At 40.3% G+C, this 12,047-nt stretch carries 13 protein-coding genes; 4 read left to right on the forward strand and 9 right to left on the reverse strand.

The window, feature by feature from the left end; genetic code table 11:
- Positions 1–123: 123 nt before the first annotated feature.
- The gene (locus tag AAC000_RS15940; RefSeq protein ID WP_339723978.1) at positions 124–660 is read left to right on the forward strand and encodes a gamma carbonic anhydrase family protein; all 537 of its coding nucleotides are present in this window, start codon (positions 124–126) and stop codon (positions 658–660) included.
- Positions 661–662: 2 nt separating this feature from the next.
- Here AAC000_RS15940 and AAC000_RS15945 read toward each other — a convergent pair whose 3' ends face one another.
- From AAC000_RS15945 to AAC000_RS15985, 9 genes are all read right to left on the reverse strand, one after another.
- Positions 663–914, reverse strand: coding sequence for a hypothetical protein (locus AAC000_RS15945; protein WP_339723980.1), 252 nt, complete (start codon positions 912–914; stop codon positions 663–665).
- Positions 911–1,732 carry a shikimate dehydrogenase gene (gene aroE, locus AAC000_RS15950; RefSeq protein ID WP_339723982.1) on the reverse strand — a complete coding sequence of 274 codons (822 nt, stop codon included), beginning with the start codon at positions 1,730–1,732 and terminating at the stop codon, positions 911–913. The genes AAC000_RS15945 and aroE overlap by 4 nt, the downstream gene beginning before the upstream one ends.
- Positions 1,729–2,649 (reverse strand): oxygen-dependent coproporphyrinogen oxidase, encoded by a 921-nt coding sequence (gene hemF, locus AAC000_RS15955; RefSeq protein WP_339723984.1) that lies wholly within the window; start codon positions 2,647–2,649, stop codon positions 1,729–1,731. The genes aroE and hemF overlap by 4 nt, the downstream gene beginning before the upstream one ends.
- Positions 2,650–2,653: 4 nt before the next feature.
- Positions 2,654–3,226 carry a Sua5/YciO/YrdC/YwlC family protein gene (locus tag AAC000_RS15960; protein WP_339723985.1) on the reverse strand — a complete coding sequence of 191 codons (573 nt, stop codon included), beginning with the start codon at positions 3,224–3,226 and terminating at the stop codon, positions 2,654–2,656.
- 2 nt (positions 3,227–3,228) lie between these two features.
- Positions 3,229–5,667 (reverse strand): DUF748 domain-containing protein, encoded by a 2,439-nt coding sequence (locus AAC000_RS15965; protein ID WP_339723987.1) that lies wholly within the window; start codon positions 5,665–5,667, stop codon positions 3,229–3,231.
- A 61-nt stretch (positions 5,668–5,728) separates the two neighbouring features.
- Entirely contained in the window at positions 5,729–6,289 is a 561-nt protein-coding gene (locus AAC000_RS15970) for a topoisomerase DNA-binding C4 zinc finger domain-containing protein (protein WP_339723989.1), read from the reverse strand.
- 38 nt (positions 6,290–6,327) lie between these two features.
- The gene (locus AAC000_RS15975) at positions 6,328–6,804 is read right to left on the reverse strand and encodes a DUF494 family protein (protein ID WP_339723990.1); all 477 of its coding nucleotides are present in this window, start codon (positions 6,802–6,804) and stop codon (positions 6,328–6,330) included.
- 1 nt (position 6,805) lies between these two features.
- Entirely contained in the window at positions 6,806–7,942 is a 1,137-nt protein-coding gene (dprA, locus tag AAC000_RS15980) for a DNA-processing protein DprA (protein ID WP_339723992.1), read from the reverse strand.
- Between the two features lie 33 nt (positions 7,943–7,975).
- Entirely contained in the window at positions 7,976–9,052 is a 1,077-nt protein-coding gene (locus tag AAC000_RS15985; RefSeq protein ID WP_339723993.1) for a LysM domain-containing protein, read from the reverse strand.
- A gap of 207 nt (positions 9,053–9,259) precedes the next feature.
- On the opposite strand from AAC000_RS15985, the gene def reads away from it, so the two are divergent.
- From def to rsmB, 3 genes are read left to right on the forward strand one after another with little or no spacing between them, the layout of a single operon-like run.
- Positions 9,260–9,769 (forward strand): peptide deformylase, encoded by a 510-nt coding sequence (def, locus tag AAC000_RS15990; protein ID WP_339724189.1) that lies wholly within the window; start codon positions 9,260–9,262, stop codon positions 9,767–9,769.
- Between the two features lie 7 nt (positions 9,770–9,776).
- Positions 9,777–10,721, forward strand: a complete 945-nt coding sequence (gene fmt, locus AAC000_RS15995) for a methionyl-tRNA formyltransferase (RefSeq protein ID WP_339723995.1) — start codon at positions 9,777–9,779, stop codon at positions 10,719–10,721.
- A 10-nt stretch (positions 10,722–10,731) separates the two neighbouring features.
- Positions 10,732–12,033, forward strand: a complete 1,302-nt coding sequence (gene rsmB, locus AAC000_RS16000) for a 16S rRNA (cytosine(967)-C(5))-methyltransferase RsmB (protein ID WP_339723997.1) — start codon at positions 10,732–10,734, stop codon at positions 12,031–12,033.
- The last annotated feature ends 14 nt before the right edge of the window (positions 12,034–12,047 follow it).

A 12,047-nucleotide genomic window follows, 5' to 3' on the forward strand; every position in this document is an offset into this window, starting at 1 on the left:
TTCAAATAAATGTTTGTTTGCTTAAAAAGCCTTCAATATGTTTATTAATGTGGCAATTTCAGGGGATAAAGGGGTGATTTATTTTGATATGATGTATCTCCTTACCTTAATACAGGAACTACCATGGCGATTCGAAGCTATAAAGATAAGTTCCCTGACTTAGCAGAGCATTGTTATATTGATGCTTCATCGGTGTTAGTTGGGGACGTTAAATGTGCTGAGCATGTCAGTATTTGGCCACTTGTTGCTGCCAGAGGTGACGTAAACTCTATACAAATAGGTGCTCGTACCAATATACAAGATGGGACAGTATTACATGTCAGCCGAATTAGTGAAGCTAATCCACAGGGTTTTCCACTTGTTATAGGCGCAGATGTCACTGTTGGTCATAAGTGTATGTTGCACGGATGTATACTGGGAAATCGGATACTTGTGGGTATGGGCGCTATTATTATGGATGGGGCAATAGTGGAGGATGATGTTTTAATTGGGGCTGGAACACTAGTGCCACCCAATAAAACCCTCAAAAGTGGATATTTATATAAAGGTAATCCTGTACAACAAGCGAGACCTTTAAAGGAAAGTGAGGTAGCGTTTTTGAAACAGTCGGCTTTAAACTACGTCAAACTTAAAGATGAATACATAGCTGAAACTAAATAATCTCAGTATGCATTTACCTCAGTGGCGGTGAGCCATAACTCACCGTCTGAATTCAATTTATCTTGTTCAAGTTCTCGTTGAATTATTTCTTCTATCTCAAACTGTTTGATTTTGTAAAGGTTATCTAAGTTTTCTTTATCTGAACCACTGATATAACAAGCAAATATTTGCCCGGAGAACATGACATCCATTTTAATTGCGCTTTTAGATTTGATATAGGTGCAACCATCTAAGACTTGGATGGCCTGATTCATAGACTACTTCTTAATGAATCTATTACAGGGACAACATTGGGCCGATACCCTGTCCACAAATAGAAACTTTCTGCCGCCTGCCCCACTAACATACCTAATCCATCAAAGGTATCTACTACACCTAGCGTTTTGGCATGTTGTAGAAAAACCGTTGGTTTATCGCCATAACTCATATCGTATACACAAGCACTGCTACTCATTATTGAATCAGGGATGGCTGGTAACTCGCCGGTTAAACTGGCAGAAGTAGAATTAATGATTAGATCGAAAGCTGGCTTAACCTCATCTAACTGCTTAAAACCAATTCCTATAAAATTTTCACTAGGTAGCAATGAAGCTAACTGCTGAGCTTTTTCTTCTGTCCTGTTGGCTATCATCAAAAACTCGGGCTCTAAAGCCAAGATGGATTGCAATACTCCCCTAGCTGCACCACCAGCACCTAACAATAAAATTCGAGCATTTTTAATTTGCACACCTAAACGTCCTAGATCTTGTACTAAGCCAGGACCATCAGTAGTGTCACCTAAAAATGTACCGTCTTCTTTTTTAATAACTGTATTAACTGAACCAGCAATCTTAGCAGCAGCAGATAAATCATCGACCCACTTTGCTACTTGTTCTTTAAACGGAGAAGTCACGTTGCAACCTTTTGCATCCCCAGCAAGGAAAAAGTGCGTTAAAGAAGCAATAAAATTTTCCTTAGTTGCCAAAGTACGATCATATTCAATTGTAAGTCCGGCCTGTTCTGCGAACATTTGATGAATAGAAGGTGACTTACTCTGTGCAATTGGATTACCGAATACAGTATATTTATTCACGACAACCATTCCCTTGGTTGTAGATAATTAGCATATAAGTCGGCTTCTTTACTTTCAGGCTCTGGTTCGAAACAATATTCCCAGCGAACTAATGGTGGCATAGACATCAATATTGATTCAGTTCGGCCACCTGTTTGTAGTCCAAATAAAGTACCTCTGTCATAAACCAAGTTAAATTCTACATAGCGACCTCGCCTGTAGAGTTGAAAGTCGCGTTCTCTTTCACCAAAACTCATGTCTTTACGCTTTTCTACAATAGGTACATAAGCATCTAAAAATCCATTCCCCACTGCCTGCATAAACTTGAAGCTCTTTTCAAACCCCTGTTTATTGAGGTCGTCAAAAAATAGTCCGCCGACACCTCGCGTTTCATTGCGGTGTTTTAAATAAAAATACTCATCACACCATTTTTTATATTCTGGATAGACGTCGTCACCAAAAGGTTCACAAAGCTTATTGGCTACGCTGTGCCAATGCACCACATCTTCGTGGAAAGGGTAAAAGGGAGTAAGGTCAAACCCACCACCAAACCACCAAACTGCTTCTGCGCCTGGTTTTTCGGCTATAAAAAAGCGTACGTTTGCATGAGTAGTAGGTACAAAAGGATTATTGGGGTGAATCACTAAAGACACACCCACAGCTTGAAAACTCCTGCCTGCTAATTCGGGCCGAGCCGCTGTGGCAGAAGCGGGTAATTCCCCGCCGTAGACATGAGAAAAATTAACTCCGCCTTGTTCTATTACATTACCACCTGTTAACACTCGGGTACGGCCGCCCCCACCAAGCTCTCTTTGCCAATTGTCTTCGACAAAACTACCCTTGCCATCAACCAACTCTAAGGTTTGGCAAATATTATCTTGTAGCTTAAGTAGGTATTCTTTTACTTTTTCTATATCTGGTACTAAATCGGCTGTCATCTAACTAATTGTCTCTTATGGTTTGCCCAGAAATTCCGTTACGGATTTGGCTAGGTTTATTTGCCCCGCCTAATGCTCCGTCAACTAGCAACAGGGACTTATCAAATTGTAGATATAATTGTGCAGTATTTATGGCAGGTTCTACCCCTGATACATTAGCACTGGTGGATATCAAAGGCTTGCCAAACAACTCGCATAATTGACTTACAACAAGATGTTGGCTTACTCGCACAGCAACTAGATCGCTATTACCTGTCACCCACTTAGGGCATTGTTTGGATGCGGGCAATAACCATGTCACTGGGCCTGGCCAACTAGAAAATATTTCAGTGCGCATATACATGGGGATTTTAGCGTCATCAACATAGGGTAATAACTGTGAGTAGGTTTTAGCAACGAGTATCAAGCCTTTATCCAAGGGGCGTTTTTTTAATGCCAATAATTTAAGTACAGCGTCTTCATTGTCCGGATCACAACCTAGTCCAAACACAGCTTCAGTTGGGTAGGCAAGCAACTCCCCTTGTTGCAAGGTTTGCACAATTAACTCCGCATCCTGAGTGATTGATAGCGGTTTCATAACTAGTCCGTTTTCAATTCAATTCTAGCTTGTGCATCTTCAGCAGTATCTAACTCGGGTGCACAATATAAAATACGAGAAGAGGCAATGTCTTGCTCAATCAAAAAACGTTTTAAAGTATTTTGGCGCTCTGTCCCCATGGCTTTAAGTGAGGCTTTTTGCTCAGCATTTAAAGTAGTTGCAGCAGGTAATGCCAAGTCAGCGTAAGTGCCGATTGCACAAGTCTTTAGCTGCAACTCCGGTTTATCTTGCATCAATAGCACTAGTTCAGCTAAATATTGCTGATTCTCTTCAGTCAGCTCCACCACTCCTTTTTGAAATACAAGTGGCTCAAATTTCACTTTAAGTAGATATTCAGCACCAGAAATAGCCACGGATACCACTGAGGCATAAGGCACAAAAGTGGTCATCAAGTAACTTTTAGCTTGAGACATTGCCGCTTTCTTCAATACTAAAGCTAAAAAACTTTCAACCCCAAAAGAAGGTTCCGCCACATTGCCTCGTAACGGCACACCCAAATCAATATTGCCTTGATCATCTTTCAATAACCCTAAAGCATAATTCAATGGCATAGCCTTACCTTCTTTAATGGTACCCTGTTCAACTTCATCAGCGCTGGACATATCAACTCCACGCAAAAACAACTTTGTTTCTCCGTCAATTTCACCGTCTTCAATAGCGACGTCGACACCCACGTCAAGCTGCCCCGTCTTCATCTCAAAGCCCAAGCCATCTTTCACGTATGGAGACACAGACGGTAAATCTAACTCGCTAATATTCGCCGTGAACAAGGCGTTAAGTTTTTCGGCAAATGGTCTTGCGTGCCCTTTAGCGACAATTTTGAGGTAGTTATCATCTTTTGCGAGCAATTCAAACGGACTTTCAATGGTGCTATCTCTACTATCAAAAGGCCCAGCTTGTAGTGTTTCAATGGTAATGTTTTGCTCGAATACTGGGGATACACTTTGATCTTTAATGTGTATATGAGCTGCATCTGCCAGTAAAAATTTTCCTAAGGCCAAAGTTAAAGCCGGTGATTCTTCTGATATAGGTTCGGCTTGTTCAACAGGGACGGAAGGAGATGGCTCCTGAACACTTTCAGTTGCGACAGTATTATCTTCAGCCTCAGATGTTAATGCTGAGGAATCCACCATACTCACAATGCTTTTATCAGGATTAACATTAATGTCTGTTTTTAATCCTCCAATAGAAACGGTATCTACATTCAAGTGATTATCACTAAACTGCAGGTCAATAACAGATAATTGACCTATGCTAAGGATCGGCGCTAGTTCAGTTAATGATCGATCTTCAGACAAGTTAAGAGAGCTAATATCTATTTGCTCAATAACGATATTGGGTTGCATATCTATCAGCTGCAGTTCAGTGGTTAAATTAATCTGCCCCCAATTCACCACACTGTTGTCGCTGGTCTGTAATCCTAGATTACCTTGGCTTAATTGTGTTGCGACTGTAGCAGCAAGGTGCTGAATAACACCATCGGGTAACGCAGTAATATTTAAGTTATTGATAGTGACGACATCACTGGCACCTTCAATAATCCAAGGAGCGTAGTTAAGATCAAGCTCTGTTATAGACACTACAATTTGTTCACTGTTTACTTCGATGTTTTCGTTCGCCAGTGTGACTTTCGGGTTGCCTTTTACGGAAAACGCACCAGAGACACCAATACCTGAATCAATCAACATTGGGCTTAAGGTTTGCAGGTCTAATTGTTCTAACGAAAATGAACTATCAATAATGCCTACCCCAGACTGTAAAGCCACATCTGAGCTGAACATCAATGGTGCATCATTAACAAGCCCCTGAATAGACAGCGAGAGTTGTTGCTCTAATTGACTCAGTGAGGTGTTAACTATCTGCAACTCATTTAACAATAATTTTTGTGGGTTGCCATCTATGTTCGAATTGAATAACAGCCGTTTTAAGGTTAATTCAGGGATAACCAAAGTAAAATCCAAAGGAGCTGCATCGTTCTGCGGCGCATCAGCCGCAACAGTCGGCTCGGTTTCAGAACTAGCTGACAAATCAATACCGGCAACAACTATCCTTTGTTGCTCTTTCACTATTTCAACTTCAGTACCTTCTATCAAAAACGCAGAAACATACAATTGTTTGAACAACAGGCGGTGCAGATGCACACTGACTTCAGCGTTTTTAACAGATAATACTTTGCTTTTGTTGCGATCGAACAATTGCAAATCACTAATGCTTAAGGTGCTGGTAAAAGGGTTATATCTAATAGTGCTATCTTCTCCCAGAGACACCCCCATTTCTTGTAAAGGAGTCTGGGCAAAATGGCGCACTACAAAAGGCGATAAGATCCAAATCAATAAATACAAAGCCACTAGCAAGATCAATAAATACTTTAGGGCACGGATAAACGGGTTGGGTTTAGTTTTCTGGTTATTGGAGGTCATGGTTAATATCTAATAAAGGTGATTACAAAGTCTGCCTACATAAAGGAAGAAGAGTGTTGAATTATTCAGGTTTTGGAATTTTACATTGGCATTGCTTCTGCGGGCATAACAATTCAACTGCAGTGCTTCCTTTCTTCTCTTGCATAATCGGCCAATGGCATTCTGGACAAGGATAATCAACAGGAGGAAAATTCAATAAGTATTTACATTTAGGGTAATTATCACATGCATAAAATGACTTGCCAAACTTATTTGCTCGCTTAGTAATGTGCCCTTTTTTGCATGCGGGGCAGATTAACTTTGTATCTTCGCTGTTGGAGTTTGATTCAATATAATCACAATCAGGAAAATCACCGCAGCCAATAAATAAACCAAATCGGCCCTTTTTAATGACTAACTGAGATTGGCACTTGGGGCACGAAGACCCCTCTATAACTTTAATCTCGGCGTTTTCATATTCGTGTAGAGGTTTTGAAAAGTCGCATTTAGGATAACGACTACAACCAATAAACGCACCAGACTTTCCCCGCCTAATGTTTAATTTGGCATTACATTGTGGACAAGGTCCAAATGCTTGCTCAGTCCCACTGGCTGAAAACAAAGAGTGATCAATCTTAGACATGTAACTGACCACTCTTATTATTCATAATTAACAAACAATCAGTGTAGCGGCCCTTCTGGCTCTTCAAACAACAAATCTTCCATCTGAGCATAAGCATTTTCTTTCCCTGGTACATTAAATAGCACCATCAACACTACCCATTTAAGATCCTCTAAACAAAACTCTTTAGAGTCAATCTCCATCACTCGGTCGATTACCATTTCTCGAGTAAAGGAATCCAGAACATTAATTTGCTCGAGGAACATTAAAAAACCGCGGCACTCCACATCCAAACGCATTTCTTCATCTTGTGTATACACACGAGTTACAAAAGAATTAGGCCCTTTGGCCAAATAAGGTTTGATATCGGTTTCTTGCAGTGCTGCAAGTTTTTCTAACCAGGATAGCGCTTTATAAATTTCGTCGTGATGAAAACCAGCTCTAATTAACTCATCTGTTAGCTCGTCTTGATCAACGCGTATTTCAGTTTCGCTGTGAATAAAGTTTTCAAATAAATACATGAGGATATCGAACATGTTATTTTTCCCCCAATTTAATGTAACCGCCAGAAACAGCAATCACTAAACCACGCAATTCATATTCTAATAATTGTGACATTACTTCTGCTACTTCTATGCCGCTGCGCTGAGCCACTATATCTAGTGGGGTGACTTCAAAATCTACACTATCTAACAATTTGTCTGAAGCCAAGCTTTGTGTCATGTTTTTTTCCGATTTATGCACTTTTTCACTCGAAGTTGGCAAAATGAGATGTTGAAACTCCTCATTAATATCTTCGATACATGTCACTAGCTTTGCACCTTGTTGTATCAAATGATGACAACCTGCCGCCATAGGGTTGTGTATATTTCCTGGTAGCGCAAATACTTCTCTATTTTGCTCCAACGCATATCTTGCAGTAATTAATGAACCACTCTTTATTGCAGCTTCAACAATAAGCGTACCTTGAGACAAACCACTAATAATTCGATTACGTCTCGGAAAGTACTCTGGTCGTCCTACTGTATTAGGCGCAAATTCAGAAATAATTACCCCATTGTTTTCTAAAATTTGCTCTCCTAACTTGATATGACGGCGAGGATACATTTTATCAATAGCAGTTCCCAAAACAGCTATAGTAGTAAACCCTCCTGATACCGCCCCCTGATGGGACAAGCCATCGATACCGAGCGCTAAGCCACTGGTAATTGTCCAACCACACTCACTTAAACGGCGAGCAAAAGTTTTTGCATTTTCTTTTCCTTGGGGACTTGGAACACGGCTTCCCACCATGGCAAGTTGATAATTATTTAAACATTTAGGATCGCCATAACCATATAAAAGTGGAGGTGAACTAGCTATCTGCCTCAGTAAAAATGGATAATTAGGATGTTCGAAGTGAATTAAAAAACGGTTATTCTCAGCATAACGCCACTTTAAACTTGTGTTGATGGCACTTTCATCTGGATGCTGAATGGCTTCAATTTGCTGTTGCCTAAAACCCATTTCTTGCAGTGTAGCTGTTGATGCAACAAATATTTCAGATAACTGAATATCATACTTTTTCTTAAACTTTAGTAACCTAGCGACAGAAAAGTTAGGGATCTGAGTCAACTTTAACCAGTCTTCTAGCTCGCGACTACCACTGTCGCCACCCTCAACGTCCTGTTGCATTTTTGCTCCCTAGGCTCTCCCCAACCTAGCTAGTTAGGGTTTAGCGACTATCATCCCTCTTTTAATGACTTTAGCTGATTCAGTAATAAGTGCATAACTTGCTGTATCAAAAGTTTTAAATACAAGCACCTCACCAACTTTTAACGCTGGTTGACTAATTTCATCTCCCTTATTAAAGGCACTACGGATCATGTCAGACTCACCTTCATACTTAGGTTGTTTTCCATCAACTATTCTAGGCCCCTGACTATATATGCCCATTATCGTGCCAGCAGAAACTTGGTCTGAGCCGAGATCCAACACCACCACGTTATACTTACCCAACAAGTTATGTTGTTCTAAGTCATCAATAATGTAACCAAGTTGCTCTTCGGCAGCCACAATGACAACGTCATCTGGTTCATTTGTCGTTACCGGAATGATTTTATCACCACGTTTAACCTCAAGCTTGGCTTCCAATATTTTGATTAATGCTTGATCATCTAAGTCGGTATCCACTAGTTTAGCTTTGGCCAAATAACGCACCTGTAAACCAATAAAGTTGCCGTCCATATCGAATAACTCATTTTGTTTTCTGACAATACTTAAGTTTTCTTTGCTTCGGCGAGCAGCCTTTCCAAGCACTAGGTTATCTGTGGCATAACGCACAGCCCCTTCTTGATCACCTAGAATATAAGGATAACGGTCATAAACCTGTTGCGACATAATCATCTCGTTTTCTACATAAGGTTTGATTACCGACCATGGCAATGCAGGTATAGCATTGGGTTCTTTAAGGGATTTAGTGCCCTCAGGAGAAAGTCTTATTTCAGGTTTTGCTGATTCTCTTGTCACCTCAAGAACAGTTTCACCTTTTTCATTCTTCACTAAACGTAATTCGTCACCAGGATATATAAGATGGGGATTAGTAATATATGTATTAGTGCGCCAAAGTTCCGGCCATTGCCAAGGTTTGTCCAAATACATATTGGAAATTCCCCACAAAGTATCGCCTTTTTCTACTATATATACTTCAGGAGCGGTATCTTTCACCAAAATACTCTCTGCGAAACTATAGATCGGCAAGAGCACCAATAGTAACAGCGACCTAATTAATTTATTGCTCGTCATTCTTATATACACCTTGATGCAGTGACTATTATGTTTTGGATCGATTTACGCTAGAATAGCGCAGCTAGAAACGTATTAAATAGTCAATTCTATTTGATCGTATAGTAAATAATACACACACCAATACTAACTCTGTCACTGTAACGTAAAGTTACTATTGGTTACATTAGTTCCTGAGTCAGAGACTCATTATAGTTGAATAATACAATGGCAATATTAGATGTATTGCGCTTTCCCGATGAGAGATTGCGCACAGTAGCAAAAACAATTGAAAATGTTGATAAATCCATATCCGCTTTGATCAGCGATATGTTCGAGACCATGCGTGATGAAAACGGTATTGGTTTAGCAGCAACACAGGTCAACGTTCATAAGCGATTGGTAGTCATGGATGTGTCTGAAAATCAAGACGACCCTATGGTTTTCATCAATCCCGAGATCACCCACAGAGAAGGGAAAACCATTAGTGAAGAAGGTTGTTTATCAGTGCCTAATAATTATGCTCAAGTCGAAAGAGCTGAAAAAATTACGGTTTCTGCACTTGATAAAACCGGCGAACCTTTTACTTTAGAAGCAGAGGGTTTATTGGCGATCTGTATTCAACATGAGTTAGATCATTTAAAAGGCAAATTATTTGTCGATTATTTATCCCCTCTAAAACGTCAGAGAATAAAAACCAAGTTAGAAAAAGAAGCCCGACTAGCGGCAAGGGACTAAGATACAATTGAATAAACCCTTAAAAATAATATTTGCTGGAACGCCTGAGTTTGCAGCCTTGCACTTACAAGCGCTAATTGACTCAAAACATGAAATCATTGCTGTTTACAGTCAGCCAGACCGCCCAGCTGGTAGAGGTAAAAAATTGCAAGCCAGTGCCGTAAAACAACTGGCAGTTGAGCATGAGATACCAGTCTTTCAACCTGAATCGTTAAAAACAGTAGAGTCACAACAAACCTTAACTCAATTAGACGCTGATATCATGGTGGTAGTAGCTTATGGTTTGATTCTACCTAGCGCCATATTAAAGGCGCCTAAATTAGGCTGCCTTAATGTGCATGGTTCTTTGTTGCCTAAATGGCGAGGTGCAGCGCCTATCCAAAGATCTTTATGGGCTGGAGACAGTGAGACAGGTGTCACTGTTATGCAAATGGACGAAGGTTTAGATACAGGTGCGATGTTATTAAAACATTCACTCGACATATCTAAAGAAGACACCAGCGCCACCTTATATCAAAAGCTTGCTGATATGGGTCCTAAAGCATTATTGGAAACCTTGGCAACTCTAGCTGATTTGCAGCCTCAAATTCAAGATGATGCACTTGCCAGTTACGCAAAAAAACTCTCCAAAGAAGAAGCCAAAATTGATTGGAATTTATCAGCAGAACAACTAGAAAGAAACATCCGCGCTTTTAATCCGTGGCCTGTCGCTTTCTTCACCCTTAACGGTTCCAATATAAAAGTGTACTCATCTGAAGTGGTTAAAAATGACAATTCTGATATCCCCTCGGGAGAGATTGTTAAATCAGATAAGCATGGCATTTTAGTAGCGACTGGAAACGACAGTTTACTGATAACTAAACTACAACTTCCTGGCAAGAAGCCAATGTTAGCCGCTGATGTATTAAACGGCAGAGCTGATTGGTTTGTTATAGGTAACTCGCTACTATGAACTATTCTTCATGAAGGCTAAGTATTTAAATTTACGTGCAGATGCCGCTAAGGTACTCCATCAAATATTAGAGGAAGGTCAATCTGCAAGAGAGTGCCTTCCCCTAGCCCAATTACCTCACAAAGAACAAGATAAAGCTTGGCTACAAGAGATGGTCTACGGCGTTTTGCGTAATTTACCTATTTTGCAGTTTTGGCTGAGGCAATTACTCGATAAACCATTAAAAAATCGCTACAAAATTGTAGAGCAATTAATTATGTTGGGGTTTTACCAACTGTCTTTTAGCCGAGTCAGTCAACATGCTGCAGTGTCGGAAACAGTGGCAGCTTGCCAACCTCTTAACACCCAAGCCATGAAAGGTTTAGTCAATGCCATCTTGCGTACATTTATTAGAGAAGAAATGTCATTACAAGAAGCACCAAATAAACAAATTGCATCAGGATTGCCAAAATGGTTATACAAAAAACTGCAAGCCGAATATCCAGATGGCTTTACAGATTTAATTACCAATATGCAGCTTAAAGCGCCAATTTGGCTAAGAGTAAATACGGGAAAAATTTCTCATACACATTTTGTAGAAGCCTTAGGAAATGCCAGCATCGAATTTACGCTGACAACTGAACATCCTGACGCCATAATATTATCAAAGGGTTATGATGTAACAAGCCTACCAGGCTTTGATAAAGGGTGGTTTGCTGTGCAGGATGGAGCGGCGCAACTTGCCGCTTTTTACCTAGAGCCAGCACAAGGTGAGTCTATTTTAGATTGCTGCGCTGCGCCAGGTGGTAAAACTTGTCACATTATTGAATCCCAGCCCGGCATCGCAAAAATTGTCGCTTTAGAAATAAACGAAAAACGCGCGTTTAGAATAGAAGAAAATTTGCTCAGGCTGGGGCATAACGCCGAAATAGTGATAGGTGATGCCAGTACGCCAGAGAAATGGTGGGATGGGCAGTTATTCGATCGGGTATTGCTTGATGCGCCTTGCTCTGCCACTGGGATTATCCGTCGACATCCAGATATTAAGTGGTTACGTAAAGCCAAGGACATTGATGTTCTAGTGAACCTTCAAAAACAAATATTGGATGCCATATGGGCACTGATTAAACCGGGTGGCACGCTGCTTTATGCGACTTGTTCTATTTTGCCGGAAGAAAACCATTTACAAATAAGTGATTTTTTATCACGTACACCTAACGCATCGTTAGATAATAGGTTCTACAACGATTCAGTGGATAAACCAGGTAAACAGATTTTGCCAGGAGATCAACAAATGGATGGTTTCTATTATGCCAGACTGCTAAAGTCTTAATAATAATAAGGTTT

Origin of the sequence: uncultured Paraglaciecola sp., assembly GCF_963977085.1 — a bacterium.
Classification (GTDB): Bacteria; Pseudomonadota; Gammaproteobacteria; order Enterobacterales; family Alteromonadaceae; genus Paraglaciecola.

Excerpts from the sequence above, each read along its gene's own strand:
- AAC000_RS15940 (WP_339723978.1), top strand. The coding sequence starts at position 124 with ATGGCGATTCGAAGCTATAAAGATAAGTTCCCTGACTTAGCAGAGCAT.
- AAC000_RS15945 (WP_339723980.1), bottom strand. The coding sequence starts at position 914 with ATGAATCAGGCCATCCAAGTCTTAGATGGTTGCACCTATATCAAATCT.
- hemF (WP_339723984.1), bottom strand. The coding sequence starts at position 2,649 with ATGACAGCCGATTTAGTACCAGATATAGAAAAAGTAAAAGAATACCTA.
- AAC000_RS15960 (WP_339723985.1), bottom strand. The coding sequence starts at position 3,226 with ATGAAACCGCTATCAATCACTCAGGATGCGGAGTTAATTGTGCAAACC.
- AAC000_RS15965 (WP_339723987.1), bottom strand. The coding sequence starts at position 5,667 with ATGACCTCCAATAACCAGAAAACTAAACCCAACCCGTTTATCCGTGCC.
- AAC000_RS15970 (WP_339723989.1), bottom strand. The coding sequence starts at position 6,289 with ATGTCTAAGATTGATCACTCTTTGTTTTCAGCCAGTGGGACTGAGCAA.
- AAC000_RS15975 (WP_339723990.1), bottom strand. The coding sequence starts at position 6,804 with ATGTTCGATATCCTCATGTATTTATTTGAAAACTTTATTCACAGCGAA.
- dprA (WP_339723992.1), bottom strand. The coding sequence starts at position 7,942 with ATGCAACAGGACGTTGAGGGTGGCGACAGTGGTAGTCGCGAGCTAGAA.
- AAC000_RS15985 (WP_339723993.1), bottom strand. The coding sequence starts at position 9,052 with ATGACGAGCAATAAATTAATTAGGTCGCTGTTACTATTGGTGCTCTTG.
- def (WP_339724189.1), top strand. The coding sequence starts at position 9,260 with ATGGCAATATTAGATGTATTGCGCTTTCCCGATGAGAGATTGCGCACA.
- rsmB (WP_339723997.1), top strand. The coding sequence starts at position 10,732 with ATGAAGGCTAAGTATTTAAATTTACGTGCAGATGCCGCTAAGGTACTC.